The 16861-nt window shown below is 68.5% G+C and carries 13 protein-coding genes; 9 read left to right on the forward strand and 4 right to left on the reverse strand.

What is annotated here, in order from left to right; genetic code table 11:
* Positions 1-119: 119 nt before the first annotated feature.
* From CTB96_RS19775 to CTB96_RS19810, 8 genes are all read left to right on the forward strand, one after another.
* The gene (locus CTB96_RS19775; protein ID WP_110128680.1) at positions 120-1196 is read left to right on the forward strand and encodes a Gfo/Idh/MocA family protein; all 1077 of its coding nucleotides are present in this window, start codon (positions 120-122) and stop codon (positions 1194-1196) included.
* The gene (locus CTB96_RS19780) at positions 1189-5157 is read left to right on the forward strand and encodes a DUF4082 domain-containing protein (protein WP_110128682.1); all 3969 of its coding nucleotides are present in this window, start codon (positions 1189-1191) and stop codon (positions 5155-5157) included. The genes CTB96_RS19775 and CTB96_RS19780 overlap by 8 nt, the downstream gene beginning before the upstream one ends.
* A gap of 62 nt (positions 5158-5219) precedes the next feature.
* Positions 5220-6215: an NAD-dependent epimerase/dehydratase family protein gene (locus CTB96_RS19785; protein WP_110128684.1), complete on the forward strand. Its 996-nt coding sequence runs from the start codon at positions 5220-5222 to the stop codon at positions 6213-6215.
* A complete protein-coding gene (locus CTB96_RS19790) occupies positions 6212-7369 on the forward strand; it encodes a DegT/DnrJ/EryC1/StrS family aminotransferase (RefSeq protein WP_110128686.1) in 1158 nt (385 codons plus the stop codon). The genes CTB96_RS19785 and CTB96_RS19790 overlap by 4 nt, the downstream gene beginning before the upstream one ends.
* On the forward strand, positions 7369-8055 hold the full coding sequence (locus CTB96_RS19795) for a NeuD/PglB/VioB family sugar acetyltransferase (RefSeq protein WP_110128688.1): 687 nt from the start codon (positions 7369-7371) through the stop codon (positions 8053-8055). The genes CTB96_RS19790 and CTB96_RS19795 overlap by 1 nt, the downstream gene beginning before the upstream one ends.
* Entirely contained in the window at positions 8052-9296 is a 1245-nt protein-coding gene (locus tag CTB96_RS19800) for a glycosyltransferase family 4 protein (protein WP_110128690.1), read from the forward strand. The genes CTB96_RS19795 and CTB96_RS19800 overlap by 4 nt, the downstream gene beginning before the upstream one ends.
* On the forward strand, positions 9293-10444 hold the full coding sequence (locus CTB96_RS19805) for a DegT/DnrJ/EryC1/StrS family aminotransferase (RefSeq protein ID WP_110128692.1): 1152 nt from the start codon (positions 9293-9295) through the stop codon (positions 10442-10444). The genes CTB96_RS19800 and CTB96_RS19805 overlap by 4 nt, the downstream gene beginning before the upstream one ends.
* A gap of 3 nt (positions 10445-10447) precedes the next feature.
* Complete coding sequence (locus tag CTB96_RS19810) at positions 10448-11917, forward strand: oligosaccharide flippase family protein (protein ID WP_110128694.1); 1470 nt, start codon at positions 10448-10450, stop codon at positions 11915-11917.
* Here the strand turns inward: CTB96_RS19810 and CTB96_RS19815 are convergent.
* Together CTB96_RS19815 and CTB96_RS20660 are read right to left on the reverse strand one after the other, a co-directional pair.
* Positions 11842-13272, reverse strand: coding sequence for an O-antigen ligase family protein (locus CTB96_RS19815; RefSeq protein ID WP_181397375.1), 1431 nt, complete (start codon positions 13270-13272; stop codon positions 11842-11844). The genes CTB96_RS19810 and CTB96_RS19815 overlap by 76 nt on opposite strands.
* Positions 13269-13955: a hypothetical protein gene (locus CTB96_RS20660; RefSeq protein ID WP_181397376.1), complete on the reverse strand. Its 687-nt coding sequence runs from the start codon at positions 13953-13955 to the stop codon at positions 13269-13271. Before CTB96_RS20660 ends, CTB96_RS19815 begins: the two co-directional genes overlap by 4 nt.
* Before the next feature lie 156 nt (positions 13956-14111).
* Here CTB96_RS20660 and CTB96_RS19820 point away from each other — a divergent pair, with 156 nt between their 5' ends.
* Positions 14112-14765, forward strand: coding sequence for a hypothetical protein (locus CTB96_RS19820; RefSeq protein WP_110128696.1), 654 nt, complete (start codon positions 14112-14114; stop codon positions 14763-14765).
* Here CTB96_RS19820 and CTB96_RS19825 read toward each other — a convergent pair.
* A complete protein-coding gene (locus tag CTB96_RS19825; RefSeq protein ID WP_110128698.1) occupies positions 14692-15933 on the reverse strand; it encodes a glycosyltransferase in 1242 nt (413 codons plus the stop codon). The two genes, CTB96_RS19820 and CTB96_RS19825, sit on opposite strands and share 74 nt — an antisense overlap.
* Entirely contained in the window at positions 15930-16778 is an 849-nt protein-coding gene (locus tag CTB96_RS19830; RefSeq protein ID WP_110128700.1) for a glycosyltransferase, read from the reverse strand. The genes CTB96_RS19825 and CTB96_RS19830 overlap by 4 nt, the downstream gene beginning before the upstream one ends.
* Positions 16779-16861: the final 83 nt, after the last annotated feature.

A 16861-nucleotide genomic window follows, 5' to 3' on the forward strand; every position in this document is an offset into this window, starting at 1 on the left:
CTGCGGTTTTTTCCGGGCGGTGCCACTCTGGGCGGGTGAGCGACCCTCACTTTCTGTCCTGGTCGCTGTGCTCCTCCAGCCCTCCCGCCACCTTCAGCCTTCTAGCCATTGGGGTAACAGTGACCGACACGCTGCGGATCGCCGTCATCGGCGCGGGCTACTGGGGTCCGAACCTGGCCCGCAACTTCCGGGCGAGTCCGGACTGGCACCTCGCGGCGATCTGCGACCTCGACACCGAGCGTGCCCGGCGCGTGGCCGGTTCGGGGACCGACGTGAGCGTGACGGCATCCCTCGACACCCTGCTCGCCGATGATGAACTCGACGCCGTCGCCATCGCTACCCCGGCGGCGACGCACCACGACATCGCACTCGCGGCGCTCGCCGCCGGCAAGCACGTCCTGGTGGAGAAGCCTCTGGCCGACACGGGCGCGCACGGCATGTCGATGGTGCAGACCGCAGCCCAGGCGTCCCTGGTGCTGATGACCGACCACACCTATTGCTATACGCCTGCGGTGCTCAAGATGCGCGAGTTGATCCACGGCGGCGAGCTGGGAGACATCCTGTTCATCGACTCTGTGCGGATCAATCTCGGGCTCGTGCAGCCCGACGTGGACGTGTTCTGGGACCTGGCGCCGCATGACCTGTCGATCATCGACTTCATCCTGCCCGGTGGGCTCACCCCCGTCACGGTCAGCGCACTCGGGGCAGATCCGCTGAACGCGGGGAAGTCCTGCATCGGCTACCTCACCCTCCCGCTCGCGAACGGCGCCATCGCGCACGTGCACGTCAACTGGCTCAGCCCCACCAAGATCCGCCAGATGATCGTCGGTGGATCCCGGCGCACCCTGGTCTGGGACGACCTCAACCCGCAACAGCGCCTCAGCGTCTATGACCGCGGCGTCGATCTCGGCCTGCAGGTGCTGGACGGCGCGGACCGGCGCACCGCAACCGTGTCGTACCGGCTCGGCGACACGTGGTCGCCGGCACTGCCGGAGACCGAGGCGCTCGCCGCGATGGTGACGGAGTTCGCCGCGGCGATCCGGGAGGGGCGCACAGCGCGCACCGACGGCGGTGCCGGCCTCCGGGTGCTGGGCATCCTCGAGGCGGCCAGTCGCAGCCTCGACTCGGGTGGTGGGGCCACTGCGCCGCGCCACGACCGAGAACCAGTGCTGGTCGGAGAGGCATCCAATGCCTAGGGCAGCGCGAAGCCGGCCCAGGGCGCTTGCACTGCTGGGCGCCGTCGCTGTGACGGTGCTGGCCCTGGTCGGCGGGACGCTGGGAGGGGCGCCTGTCCCGGCCAGCGCCGCAACCGGATGCAACGCCGCACCGAATCCGGTCGTCTGCGAAAACGCCCTCCCCGGCGTGGCCCAGAGCGTGTGGGACGTCGACGGATCCGGCGACCCGAGCATCCAGGGGTTCTCCACCGACATCAGCGCCAACGTGGGCGGCACGGTTGGCTTCAAGATCGACACGGACGCCAGCGCCTACACGATCGCGATTTACCGCACCGGCTGGTACCAGGGTCTCGGGGCGCGGAAAATCGCGGACGTGACGCCGTCGGCAGCGCTGCCGCAGAACCAGCCCGAGTGCCTGACCGACCAGGCAACCGAACTCTACGACTGCGGTACGTGGGCGCTTTCGGCATCGTGGCCAGTTCCCGCCGACGCGGTCTCCGGCGTCTACGTCGCGCTGCTGACCCGCACCGACACGGGTGGTCAGAGCCACATCACCTTCGTCGTGCGCAACGAGGCCAGTTCGTCCAAAGTGCTCTTCCAGACCTCTGACCCCACCTGGCAGGCCTACAACACCTACGGCGGATCGGACTTCTACCAGGGTGCGGCCAACGGTCGCGCCTACAAGATCAGCTACAACCGGCCCGTCGCCACGCGAGACGGTCCCGGCGGGCGGGACTTCTACTTCAGCAACGAATACCCACTGGTGCGATTCCTGGAGAGGAACGGATACGACGTCTCCTACTTCAGCGGCGTCGATACCGACCGCCTCGGTGCGAAGCTGCTGAACCACAAGGTCTTCCTGTCGGTCGGCCACGACGAGTACTGGTCGGCGGGCCAGCGCGCCAACGTCGAAACAGCACGCGATGCCGGGGTGAACCTGCAATTCCTCTCCGGCAACGAGGTGTACTGGAAGACCCGGTACGAGACCTCGCCGACGGGCACAGCGGGGGCGTACCGAACGCTGGTGTCGTACAAGGAAACCTGGAGCAACGCGAAGATCGACCCGTCCAGCCAGTGGACCGGTACCTGGCGCGATCCTCGGTTCGCCGCCCCGTCCGTTGGCGGCGGCCGGCCCGAGAACGCCCTCACCGGCACCATGTACCAGTCGAACTACTCAGACCTGGCCGTCACGGTCTCCGCGGCGGAGGGCAAATACCGGCTGTGGCGCAACACGAGTCTCAGTCAACTGTCGGCGGGCACTTCGGCAGTCCTCGCTGCCCACACGATCGGCTACGAATCCGACGAAGACGTCGACAACGGCTTCCGGCCAGCCGGCCTGATCCCCCTGTCGACAACGACGGGTGCTGTGCCCGAGTACCTCCAGGACTTCGGCAATGAGGTCACCCCCGGCACCACCACCCACCACCTGACTCTGTACAAGGCCAGCAGCGGGGCATTGGTCTTCTCCGCCGGAAGCGTGCAGTGGACCTGGGGCCTCGACCAGGAACACGACGGCGACGGGGCACCGGCCGACGCACGGATGCAGCAGGCGCAGGTGAACCTGTTGGCCGATATGGGCGCCCAACCGGCCACCCTCATGTCGGGACTCACTGCCGCGACAGCGAGCACCGATACGACAGGGCCGACGGTGAGCATCAGCACCCCGACGGCCGGTGCCGCCATTGCCAACGGCAGCACTGCGACGGCCACCGGCACCGCCACCGATTCGGCAGGCCGCGTCGCGGCCGTCGAGGTATCGACCGACGGCGGCACCAGCTGGCACCGTGCCAACGGCACCACAAGCTGGACCTACTCCTACCTGGTGACGGGAGTCGGCACCCAGAGCATCCGGGTGCGGGCCGTCGACGACAGCGCCAACATCACCGGTACCCCGGCGAGCCGGCAAATCCAGAGCACCGGGCCGTTCACGGTGTTCGGTGGTCAGGCGCCGGCCGCGGCCGACGCCGGCGACCCCACCTCGGTCGAGCTGGGACTTCGGATCACCCCCAGCCAGAGCGGTTTCGTCTCCGGCGTGCGGTTCTACAAGGCCGCTGCCAACACCGGCGTGCACACCGGATCGCTCTGGACCAGCTCGGGCACCCGATTGGCGACGGTGACCTTCGGCTCTGAGACTGCCTCCGGCTGGCAGAGTGCCGCCTTCTCCGCCGCCGTCCCCGTCACCACCGGATCGACCTACGTGATCTCCTATTCCACGCAAGTCGGCCACTATTCGGCCACCCAGTACTACTGGTCGTACCGGGGCATCACGGCGGCGCCGCTCACAGTGGCCGGTGGTTTCGGGGCGACGCCGGCTGGGGTGTACAACACGAACCCCGGGGCCTTCCCCCAGGACGATTACCGGCAGGGCAATTATTTCGTCGACGCTATCTTCACTGACGTCGACACCTCGCCCCTGACCGCGAGCAGCCAGTGGCCACTGCCGGGGTCGTCGAGTGTTCCACAGAACACCACTGTCAGCGCCGTCCTCTCCCGGGACGCGACGCCCTCGTCCGTAGCCTTCGCGGTCACGGACCAGCTCGGGGCGACCGTGCCCGGAACCGTGACCTATGCCGCGGCCACCAGGACGGCCACCTTCACTCCGACGGCGTCGCTGAACGGCTTCGTGGCCTACACGGTGACGCTCACCGCCACCGACACCGGCGGGGCCGCACTGTCCGGTGGCGGCAGCTGGACCTTCACGACGGTGCGGCCGCCGGCCGCAGACGGGCTCTGCCCGTGCAGCCTGTTCACCGACGCCACCACCCCCGGCATCCTGCAGATCTCCGATCAGAGGATGGCCACCCTCGGCGTGCGCTTCACCAGTTCCGTCGCCGGGACGGTGTCCGGGGTGAAGTTCTACAAGAGCGCGGGGAACACCGGTACCCACACCGGCTCCTTGTGGAGCTCCACCGGAACCCGGTTGGCCACGGCGACCTTCGCCGATGAGAGCACCTCAGGCTGGCAGACCGTGACGTTCGGCACACCGGTGCCGATCACAGCGGGTACCGAATACCTGGCCTCGTACTCGAGCCCCACCGGAACCTACTCCGCCACGCTGGGCGACTACACCGGAGCAGGGATCAGCAGGGGACCGCTCACCGCAGGCAATGGGGCCGGCGCCTACACCTACGCGGATGCCTTCCCCGGTTCGGACTCAGCCGCCAACTACCTCGTCGACGTTGTGTTCAACCGGGGAGCGGAACCCATCAGCGTGCTCAGCCAGAGTCCGGCGAACGGGGCGGTCGAGGTAGACACCACGGCGCCCGTCGCGGTCACTCTGTCCACAGCCATCGCCAGCGGGTTCAGCCTGGCCGTGCAGAGCGGCGGCACGAGTGTGCCGGGCGCGACGGCTCTGTCCGGGGATGGCCGCACCGTCACCTTCACGCCGACCCAGACGTTGCCCGCCGCCGCCGCGATCGTGGCGACGCTCTCCGGGGTCACCTCGACCGGGGGAGCCGTGCTGCCCACGCAGACCTGGGGATTCCGTACTGCCGGGCCGACCGGCACCACGGCATTCACCCTGCTCGGCAGCGAGACTCCGGCCGTCGCGGCCGCCAGCGAATCCTCTGCCGTCGAACTCGGAATGGGATTCACGCCGGCACAGAACGGCTCGGCGACGGCCATCCGGTTCTTCAAGGGCCAGGGCAACACCGGCACCCACACCGGATCGCTGTGGTCGGCGACGGGAACACGCCTGGCGGAGGTGACCTTCACCAACGAGACCGCCAGCGGCTGGCAGAGCGCAGACCTGGACAGCCCGGTGAGCCTCACGGCGGGGACCACATACGTGGTGTCCTACCTGGCGCCGGTCGGGCACTACTCGTACACCTCCGCCTACTTCGCCCAGCCCAAGACCAACGGACCGCTGACCGCAGCGGCAAACACCAACGGCCGCTACCGCTACGGCAGCGGCGGCGGATTCCCCGAGTACTCCTGGAATGCCACGAATTACTTCGTCGACCTCGTGTTCGCCCCTGGCTAGCTGAGTCGGCTGACCGCTGCACACCCGCCGACCCCGACCAGACCCCACCGAGGAGCAACACCATGACAGCACTGCAGGGAGCGAGCGTCCTGGTCACCGGGGGAGCCGGCACGATCGGGTCCGCCATCGTCGACCAACTCCTCACCGCCGGCGCCTCCCACATCGACGTGCTCGACAACCTGGTGCGTGGACGGCCCGGCAACCTCTCCGGCGCCCTGTCCACCGGGCGCGTCACCCTCGTCGACGGCGACATCCGTGACCGCGACCTGGTGCACGACATCAGCCATGGTCAGGACCTCGTCTTCCACCAGGCGGCGATTCGGATCACCCAGTGTGCCGAGGAACCGCGCCTGGCGCTCGAGGTGCTCGTCGACGGCACCTTCAACGTGGTCGAAGCCGCCGCCGAACACTCCGTGGCCAAGCTCATCGCGGCGTCCAGTGCATCCGTCTATGGCATGGCGGAGCACTTCCCGACCGGGGAACGTCATCACCACCACAACAACGACACCCTGTACGGCGCGGCGAAATCGTTCAACGAGGGCCTGCTGCGCAGCTTTAGGGCGATGAGCGGGCTGGACTACGTCGCGCTGCGCTATTTCAACGTGTACGGCCCGCGAATGGACGTGCACGGCCTGTACACCGAGGTCCTGGTGCGGTGGATGGAGCGGATCATGGACGGCCGGCCCCCGCTGATCTTCGGTGACGGCCGGCAGAGCATGGATTTCGTTTTCACCAGCGATATCGCCCGCGCCAACCTGCTGGCCGCGGCCGGGAATGTGACCGAGGGTGTCTACAACGTCGCGAGCGGCACTGAAACCACCCTGCTCGAACTGGCACAGGCCCTGCTGTCCGCGATGGGCTCCGACCTCGAGGTCGAGCACGGGCCAGAGCGGGCTGTGAACGGTGTGCAGCGCCGACTCGCCGATGTGTCGGCCGCCCGCACCGACCTCGGCTTCGACGCTGAGGTTTCCCTCGCCGACGGGCTCCGGCAGCTCGTCGACTGGTGGAAGCCGCTCAGGGACGAAATCGCGGCCGGCCGGCCCCTGGTGACGTCATGAGCCGGATCAACGTGATGGCGCCCTGGCTGGGGCAGGAGGAGATTGCCGCGGTCACCGAGGTGATCGAGTCGGGCTGGGTGGCCCAGGGTCCCCGGGTGGCCAGGTTCGAAGCTGCCTTCGCCAAGGCCATGGCGGTGTCCCACGCAGTGGCCACCTCCAGCTGCACCAGCGCCCTGCACCTGGCATTGATCGTCGCGGGGGTGCAGGCCGGCGACGACGTGGTGGTGCCCTCCTTCTCGTTCATCGCCACCACGAATGCGCCCACCTATCTCGGTGCCAGACCCGTCTTCGCCGACGTCGACCCCGTGACCGGCAACCTCACCGCGGCCACCGTCGGCGCCGCCCTGACCAACCGCACCCGCGCCGTGATCGTAGTGGACCAGGGCGGTGTTCCCGTCGATCTCGAACCGATCCGGGCGCTCTGTGACCCCCTCGGCATTGTGGTCATCGAGGATGCCGCCTGTGGGGCGGGGTCCAGTTATCACGGCAGCCCGGTCGGAGCCGGTGCCGTGCTCACGGCATGGTCCTTCCACCCGCGCAAACTCCTGACCACGGGAGAAGGCGGCATGCTCACCACCGCGAACGCGGAGTGGGCAGCCAGGGCGCGCCGGTTGCGCGAACACGCCATGAGCGTCTCGGCGGCCGATCGACAGGCCAGCGTGCTCGCGCCGGCCGAGGAGTATGCCGAGATCGGCTACAACTACCGGATGACCGATCTGCAGGCCGCGATCGGCATCGTCCAACTCGGCCGTCTGCCCGACATCGTCACCCGCCGCCGGAAGATCGCCCAGTCGTACACGACCGCCCTCGCCGGCATCCCGGGCCTGCGCAGCGTCACCGATCCCGCGTGGGGACTCTGCAACTTCCAGTCCTACTGGATCGAGGTCGGGCCTGAGAGCCCCGTCGACCGGGACGGCTTACTTGAAGCGCTCGCTCGTGCGGACATCTCTGCCCGCCGCGGCATCATGGCGGCGCACCGCCAGCCCGCATACCGCGACCGCGGCGCGGCCGGTGTTCCGCTGCCGGTGACCGACCGGCTCACCGACAACACCCTGATCCTGCCGGTCTTTCACCACCTCAGCACAGCCGAGCAGGACCGTGTCGTCGACACGATCAGGGTCACCGCGCTCTCCCCGGCACCGACAGCAGCGTGATGACCGACCTCGTCCTGGTCGGGGCCAGCGGATTGGCCCGAGAGGTCCTGGCCGACTCGGCCGGCCGGGGCCGCATCATCGGCCTGCTCGACGACGACGGCAGCCGGCACGGCTCCGTGCTTGCGGGCGTGCGCGTACTGGGCGGCATCGACCTTGCCCTCGACCTCGACGCGGAGCTGCTGGTCTGCGTCGGGTCCGGCCTCGCCCGGAAACGTATCGTCCACCGCCTGACCGAACGGGGCATCGGCCAGGATCGGTACGCCACCTTCGTTTCCCCGGCGGCGCACGTGCCGCCGGGCACCTCCATCGGGCCAGGCAGCATCCTCCTCGCCGGCGTCGTCGCCACGGCGAACGTGACAGTGGGATCGCACGTGGTCGTCATGCCGAACTCGACCCTCACCCACGATGACGTGATCGCCGACTACGTGACGCTCGCCGCCGGCGTGGCCCTCGGCGGGTCCGTCGTGCTCGAGCACGCCAGCTATCTCGGCATGAACTCATCGGTGCGCCAAGGAGTGTGGGTGGGCGAGAGCGCCATTGTCGGTATGGGCGCCGTGGTGCTGACCGATGTGCCCGCCGGGGAAACCTGGGCCGGCGTGCCGGCCCGGCGGCTGGAGTCCGGCCGGTCCGGCACGAGTGCCGGGGACGGAGTCCATCCGGTCCCGACTGTGAGGGCCCGGCCATGAGGATCGTCGTCTACCCGCACTCGATGGAGTTCGGCGGCAGCCAGTCGAACGCCGTCGACCTCGCTACAGCGTTGCGAGATCGGGGCCACGAGGTTCTGGTCTTCTCCCCACCGGGCGCCCTCGTCGGCCTCGTTACCGAACGCGGACTCCGGCACGAACCGGCACCTCGGCCACGCCTGCGGCCCTCACCGACCGTGATGCACCGTCTCTGCGACGTGGCCGACGAGTTCAACGCCGATATTGTGCACGGCTTCGAATGGCCGCCGGCGCTCGAGGCGGTCTTCGGGCCAGAGCGACGATTGCGCATTCCCGCTGTCTGCACGATCATGTCGATGTCGGTGGCACCGTTCCTGCCACGCTGGCTTCCGCTCACCGTCGGAACGCGGAAGATCCTGCATTCGGTGATCGCCGAGCGCCCCGGTACGATCCTGCTCGAACCACCCGTCGACACCGAGCACGATCGACCGGGCGACAGGGACTCGGCGAAACAGGCTCTGGGAATCGATCCGGGAACACCGGTTGTGACACTGGTCACCCGGCTGGCCCCGGAACTCAAGCTGGAGGGAATCCTGGCCGCGATCACCGTGGTGGGGACGCTGAATGCTGACCGCCCGGTGCGCCTCGTGATCGCCGGCGACGGGCCGGCCCGCGCCGAGGTCGCCGCCGCGGCCGCCCGGGTGAACACCGCAGCGGGGGCTCAGGTCGTCGTGCTCACCGGCGCGCTCGCCGACCCCCGTCCGGTGTACGACGCCGCCGACGTGTCACTCGGCATGGGCGGATCGGCGCTGCGGTCGATGGCCTTCGGTAAACCAGTCATCGTGCAGGGGGAGCGGGGATTCTGGCGCCTGCTCGAGCCGGACAGCCTCCCGGGATTCCTCGACCAGGGCTGGTTCGGCATCGGCGACAGCGCCGATCCCAGGGCCGGTGAGGCGACGCTCGAGGGCATCCTGCGGCCGCTGCTGGCCGATCCGTCGCGTCGCGTGGAGCTGGGTGGCTTCGCCCGGCATACCGTGGAATCCGGCAACGGCTTGCCGGCGGCCGCCGAACGCCTGGAGCGGTTCTACGTGGCCACCATCCACGGGGCGGGCAGGACATCGCCGACCAGGTTTGCGCGCCCCTACCTGGCCGCGGCCAGGTACGACCTGGCTCGGAAGATTCGGCGGCATCTCGGCGGCGTGCCCAGTGACGACTTCAACTCCCTGCCCGCCCTGCGGGGACCAGCAGAAAGGGCAACCCCATGACCGACACCGTCCCGATCGCGGTTCCGCAACCCGGCCAGGCCGGAGTCGGGGCAGTCCCGTTCCTCGACCTCGTCGCCCAGCAGGCGGAGATCCTGGATGACATCGGTCCTGACATCCTGCACCTGCTTCGGCTGGCTCATTTTGTCGGGGGTGAGGAGGTGGGCCGGTTCGAAGACCGGTTCGCGGCGTACGCCGGGGTGCGGCATTGCGTCGGTGTCGGCAACGGCACGGACGCCCTCGAGCTGGCACTGCGCGCCCTCGGAATCGGCCGGGGGCGGGAGGTGCTGGTGCCGGCGAACTCGTTCATCGCGTCGGCAGAGGCCGTTGTGCGGGCCGGTGCGACGCTACGGCTCGCGGATGTCGACGATGAGTCGCTGCTGCTCAGCCAGTCGACAGTGCAGGCGGCCGTCAGCCCCGACACCGCAGCTGTGCTCGCTGTGCATCTGTACGGACAGACCGCTCCGGTGGAGGAGATCGAACCGGTCGCGGCGAATCTGGGCGCAGTCATTGTCGAGGATGCCGCCCAATCGCAGGGCGCAGCCAGATTCGGCCGGATGGCCGGTTCCCTCGGCCTCATCGCCGGAACCAGCTTCTACCCGGGCAAGAACCTAGGCGCGGCGGGCGACGGTGGGGCGGTCCTCACCGATGACGAAGTCCTCGCGGACCGGGTCAGGCGCACGGCCAACCACGGAAGCGCCGAGAAGTACGTACACGACGATTTCGGATTCAATTCGAGGCTGGACACGATTCAAGCTGTGGTGCTCCTGGCCAAGCTGGCCCGCCTCGACGGCTGGAATGAGGCCAGGCGCGCGGCAGCACGTCGTTATGACGCGCTGTTCAGCGGCATCGACGGCATCCGCCTGCCACACACCCTGCCGGGCAACAGCCACAACTGGCATATCTATGCGGTGCGTGTCGCCGACCGGGACCGGATCCTGGCCGGGCTGCACCGGGAAGGGATCGGTGCAGCCCTGCACTATCCGACTCCCATCCACCTCACTGGAGCCTTCCGCAGCCAGGGATGGGCGCGGGGGGACTTTCCGGTCGCGGAGCAGGCGGCTGGCGAGCTGCTCTCGTTGCCGATGTTCCCGCACCTCACCGAGCAGCAGCAGCTCAGGGTGGCCGATGTGCTGACCCGGCTGGTGTGAGCCATGGACGTGCCACCGGGCGGCACCGTCGGGGACACCCTCGGCGGGCTGGAACAGCGGGTGTCGCGCGGGCTGGCCTGGAGTTTCATCAACACCCTCGCCGGCCGGCTGGGTTCGCTTCTGGCGGGCATCGTCATCGCCCGAATAGTCGCCCCGGAGCAATTCGGGGTCTACGCCGTGGCACTGGTGGCCCTCAATCTGTTGCTCAGCATGAACGAGCTGGGCGTGAGCGTGGCGCTGGTGCGCCACCCGGGGCCGGTAACGGCCATCGCACCCACCGTGGTGACGCTGTCGATCGGCACGAGTGCGGTGTTCTTTCTGGCCATGCTTGCCGCGGCCGCACCGTTCGCGGCGGCGATGGGCGCGCCGGAAGCGACGGGCATCATCCAGTTGATGTCGGTCGCTGTGCTCATCGACGGCGTCACCTCTGTGCCGGTTGCGATGCTCACCAGGGCGTTCATGCAGGCCAAACGGATGCAGATCGACCTGATCGGTTTCGCGGTCAGCACCCCGGTGACCATTCTCCTCGCGCTCGCCGGGCAGGGGGCCTGGAGCCTGGCCTGGGGAGCCGTGGCCGGCAACCTGGCCACCGGGCTGTTCTCGGTGTTGTGGTCGCCGGAGAAGTACCGGCCGGGCTTCGACCGGGCTGTGGCCGGCGGGCTGCTCAGATTCGGCCTGCCCCTGGCTGGGGCCAGCCTGCTGCTGCTGGCCCTCGTCAACGTTGATTTTGTCGTCGCCGGACGGGTCCTCGGGACCGTGCAGCTCGGGTTGTATTTTCTCGGATTCAACCTGAGCACGTGGCCGATGACCCTGGTGTCCACCGTCGTGCGCCGGGTGACGACCGCCGCATATGCGCAACTGCACAACCGCGGTGACGGCCACGCGGGCTTCCGGCACTCCCTGTTCCTCGTCCTGTCCCTGGGGATGCTGCTGAGCGCGCTGCTGGCCGCCTACGCGGAGGAGATCGTGCGTTTCCTGTACGGCGAGACCTGGGTGCCCGCGGCAGTCGTCGTTCCGGCCCTGGTGATCCTGAGTATGGGACGGATGGCCGTTGAACTGTCCTACGACTACCTGGTCGCGCTCGGCCGTACTGTCGGCAACGCCTGGCTGCACGGAGTCTGGCTGGTGGTGCTGGTACCGGCCTTGGTCGCCGGGGCGATGGGGTTTGGAATCGGCGGGATCGCCTGGGCGCATGCACTGGTCGTGGGCGTTGTGGTGCTTCCAGGGGTCGGCATCCTGCTCGCCAGGGCGGGGGTCCCGGTGTGGCCGCTGGTGACCGATCTCGCCCTGCCGCTTCTGGGTGCCGCCGCCGTTCTGGGTTCTGCCGCGCTGTTGAAGGTCGCGCTGCCGGACGGGTTCCTGCTCCTCGCCGTCGGCGGGGTCACCGGTGCGGCCATCTACGCCCTTCTGGTCGGGCGGAGATTCCTGCGCACGATCAAGGGGTTCATGGGCTCGGGTGCGCGGGCGCGGTGACCTGCGGCGGCCGGGCCGGCCGCGGTGAACCGGACCGGCGGCACGAGACCGTCGTCATTGCGGTCGAGCAGAATCGTGTTGGCGAGGGCGCCGATGCAGCCGACACCGAGGAACACCAGCGTCGACGCCTGGGGAAAGCCGAACGAGTCGAAGGTGGCGAAGCTGACGGCCCCAGCGGCCACCATGGCGATCAGCGCCTGCGCCAGGCTGCGTGTGGTGTCGTCCCGGCTGGACCTGCGGCTGACCCAGGCAGACATGATCGCCACGGCGAAGAGCGTGAGCAGGGCGATGGTGCCGACGAAGCCCACCTCGATGAGCAGCCCGAGGTACTGGTTGTCGAGGATGCGATACTGCGGGAGGAACGTCGACAGTCCTCGACCGAAGAGCGGATTGCGTTCGATGAACTCCAACGCCAGCGAATAGCTGTCGGTGCGGGACCTGGCGCTGCCGTCGGTGGAGACGTCAGTGAACAGCCGGGTCAGGGTGCCCAGCATGCCGGGAATGGTCACGTAGATGCCCAGGACCACCCCGGCGATCACGAGATAGGAAATGCGTCGCCTGAGTGCCGACCAGGTGGGGATCAGCACCACCAGGGCGACGGCCACCCCGACCAGGGCAGAGCGGGAGATGGTGATCGGAACGGCGACCGCGATGAGCGCAACCGGCAACCAGCGGGCCACAGCGTTGCGGGTTCGGTCGGTGAGGGCGAAGTGCAGGGCCAGTGGCAAGACCATGGCCAGCACCACGCCGAACTCGATCGGATGGCTGGACGTTCCTGCCGCCCTGGTGAAGCCATTGCGGTCGTAGATGCTGGTGAGCGAGGTGTTGGGGGTCAGGCCCGGGATCTGGATCACGTCCACGATCGCGGCCCCGGTGACGAACTGCAGGATGCCGATGAGCGCCGCGATGCCGGCCGCCAGCACCAGACGCCGAAGAACGGTGTCGAGGCTCCGGCGGCCCACCAGACCGTCGGAGGCCAGGAGCACGAGCCCCAGCCAGGAGGCGATCAGGAGGAGGCCGCGGTCGGCGGCGTTCAATTCGAAGTCATCGATCGGGCGCACCGTGGCGGCGATGTAACTGGTCAGCACGGCGATGGTGAACGACAACATCGCCCGGCGAATGGGCTGAGGGGGTGTGAGGGTGGAGGTGGACCGATTCATCTGCGCACCTGTCCACCACACCAGCGCGCAGAGCCCGAGCAGGAGAGCCGGGGTGCCCACCGCTCCGATGGCCGAGATGGTCAGGTTCGAGGGAATGAGCATCAGCGTGAACACGCAGATCGACAGGAAACCTGCCGCATCGATCCGGAAGACCGGGGGAGGGCCCGGGGCGGCCTGGGGCCGGCCAGGAGTCATGGACTCTCTCTCGCGAGGACCGCTTCCTCGTCGCGATCCGCCCTGGTGGGTGCCATCGCTGGGATCGGAGCCGGGCGGCCGGGTTCGTCGTCGACGGTGTCGGTCGGCGTCCTGGCCGCTGACACCGCCCGTCGCCGCCGGATGGCCGCATCCACGAAGACGGCCAGCAGGAGGGTGAGAACCAGGCATGCCGCCGTCAGCACGATCAGCGTGCGTCCGAGCGCTGCCGCGTTGGGCACGGCAACGGTGTTGTTCGTGATCACCATCAGCCGCACGTGCGACTCGTCGGACGCCGCCACGGCGTCCTGGAGCTCGTCGAGGCGTTCGGTGGCGAGCGCGAGCACCGCGTCGAGGGTGTCGAAGGCCCCGTCGGCGGTGCGATCGGAGACCGTCACCTCCAGCACGGAACCGTCGATGCTTGCGTCCTGTTCGATGGTGTATTCGGCCGGGCCGTCATCGGGCACGATGCTCTCGACCGAATCGGTGTCGGTGAGGGACTTGGCGAGCACTCCGGCCACCACCTCCAGGCCGCCGAGGCTGAGGAACGGGTTTCCGCCCGTCTCCTCGACCGAGATCTGCGGGGGCAGCAGCAGAATGGACGACTTGACGTCATAGGTAACCGGAATCAGCCGCAGCGCCAGGATGATGACTCCAGCTGTTAGGAGCAGGCCGCCGACAAGCACGTACCACCGTCGCCCCGCTGCGTGGAGGAGTTCCGCTAAGTACACCGGCGGTCCCTCCCCTTGTCGGCTCTGGCGCTGTCGGTTATATATAAACACGATCGGCCATTCTTCGCGCGGTGGCGGAATCGGTCGGTCAGGACCAGAGAAGAGGCCGGAATGACGGCGTGGGATGTGCTTACGATTGCTGCTCAACGCTGGCTGGTCACGGTTCTCGGACTGGTGCTGACGGTGGGCGCGGTATTCCTCGTCACCTCGGCCCAGCCGTCGTATCTTGCGCAGGTCAGGGTGGTTCTGCTGCCCCCGGCAACAGCCCAGCCCAATGGACTCACCGACACCGCAGGGTCGCTGATCAGCCTCGCCGGCGTCGTTGCGAAGTCGGTGGCGGACTCGGATGTCGGTGCGGAGGCGGTGTCGGAGAGTGTCACCCTCACCGGCGAAGGCCGTCGGGAGGGCTATACCGTGCGGCAACCCAACGCCGGCGGGCAATGGCAGTACCGCTTCGACGAGCCGGTGCTCGACGTGCAGGCTGTGGGTTCCACCGACCGGGCCGCACGGCAGCAGTTGGACGCCGCCCTGCGGCGGGTCGACTCCGCCCTGGCGGACATCCAGGACCTGCAGGGTGTGCCTCTGGCCAGCCGGGTACGCACCATCCTCAACCCCGAGGCACCACAGGTGGACGCGGTGGGTGGCAGCGATACCAGGGCCATGGCGGCAACCGTGGTCGCCGGCCTGCTGGTCACCGTGTCGGTGCTGGGCTACCTGGGTCCCCGGCGGCCCGGGCGGCGTGGCGTCCTGGCCTCGCAGCGCTGAAGATCGCCACGAAGTCCAAAGTGCGCGCCTCCCAATTCTGGCTCCGCGCGTAGGCCCGGCGTTCCTCGGCGAGGGCGGCGTCCGGAGCCTGCGACAGCAGGCGCAGGGTCGTCTCGGTGAATTCCTCCGGCGTCGTGCAGACGTTCACGAGGCCAGCCGGAATGCGGCGGGAGCTCGGCAGGTCGGTGACGACGACCGGCCGACCGGCGGCCAGGTACTCGAGGGTTTTCAGCGGGTCGCTGCCGCGGTTGAAGTCGCTGTCGGTGTACGGGGTCAGTCCCACGTGGATCCGCCGCATCAGGGCCGGCAGATCGCTGAACGGCTGGGCACCGACCCACTGCACGTTTTCGTGCGCCAACAGTGCCGTCATACGGTCGAGGTCGAAGGTGAGCTGGCGCGGCCCCACCAGCAGGAGGGAACAGCCGGCGGCCGCCACGCCCTCCAACAGCCCGATGTCGATGCGTTCCGACAGATGGCCGATGAAGCCCGCGATCGGGTCCGGCAGGGTGACGGCGGAGCTCGCGTCGACCTCATCGACCCGGGCGAAGTGTCCGGTGTCGCAGCCGTTGGGGATGACCACGACCGTTGCCGCGGTCTGGGACCAGCGCTGGGCTAATTCCTGGGACACTGCGACGACCACATCGGCGTTCTCCAGCCGGAGCCGTTCCCTGCGGCGCAGCCAGCCGGAGGAGATTCCCATCAGTTCCGCGCCGGCGACCCAGTCATCGGTGCCGTAAAGCACGGTGACTCTGGCGTCGCAGGCGCCGAAGACGTCGTCGAGGGATGCCACCACCAGTCCGTCGACGCTGGCACCCATCCGGGAGACCGCCCGGGCGATCGCCCGCCGGGTGAGCCATTCCCCGACGCTGCGCAGTCCCGGCCGGCTGATGCCGGGCACCGTCATCGGCGTGAGCCGGGCCAGGTTGGACCCGAGCATCCGCAGACGAGGTCCCCTCATAGACTCCCGCAGGAGGGGCTTACGCAGCGGGGTGAGAACAGACATCGGCGGGTCGACGAACAGCACCGGCACGTGCCTGGACAGGTGCAGGGCCAGATGTTTCTCCGACAGCCAGGTGTCGTCCCAGGAGGTTCCGGACGCTATCACCACAAGGCCGTCCCAGTTCTGACCTTTCACCGACAGCCCGGGTGCGGGTTGTGCGCCCCTCATGCCCGGCTGGTCTCGTCGCGAAGCCAGACGCCACGCGCCGGGCTCCTGAACCTCTCCACCAGCCGAGCGAGCGCCGCGGTGCCGAGGAACACGGGCATCCGTAAGGCCATCGACGGAGTCAGGCGCACAATCCGCCAGAGGTCCCTCGGTCTGGTCGACGCCGAGGGAGAAACGAGACCGGTACCGGCGAGCTCGCGGTTTCCCTGGGTCACGCGGATTCGGCGGGCGAGCAGGGCTCGCCAGCGACGGGCCGGCCAGATCGTCACGCTCGCACCGGGCACGATATCCCGCTCCTCCGGTAGGAACGACTCCGACACCGCCAGGTCATCCGAGATCACGTGCGGGAGGCCGGCAACCCGGCGGTAGCCGAGCTCGGACAGGGCGATTACCCCGCGGCCGAACAGGCCGGTACTCACCTGCGGCAGGCGCTCCCAGATGTCGTAATACCAGCCGGCGACCGCGGAAACCCCGTGCCGGTCCAGGTGGCGGGCAGGACCCGCTGCCAGCACGGCATCGTCGCGCAGCCGGGCCGCAAGCCGGCGCACGCTGGCCGCGTCTATGACGACGTCGGCATCCACGAAGACGATCGGGAAGGCCTGGGCGAGCGAACCGCCGGTGTATAGAGCGGCCGGTTTTGAGGCGACGGCGAGTTCGACGACGGCAACTCTGGGTTCGAACGACCTGGCGATCTTCACGGTGTTGTCGGTGCAGCCGTTGCAGACGACGATGATCGCGAATTCCTCGTTGCCCGCGCCATCGAGCAGCGCGGTCAGCAGTCTGGCCAGGGCGAACTCTTCGTCGTGCGCCGGAACGATTATCGTGACCGACGGCGAGACCTGTGCCATGATGACTTCCTTCCGCGAGCCGTGTTAGTACCGTGTATAGCCGCAACGGCCCGGAGCCGATACAGCAGAGATTGGCAGGTGGC

Source organism: Cryobacterium arcticum (assembly GCF_003185895.1).
GTDB classification, from domain to species: domain Bacteria; phylum Actinomycetota; class Actinomycetes; order Actinomycetales; family Microbacteriaceae; genus Cryobacterium; species Cryobacterium arcticum.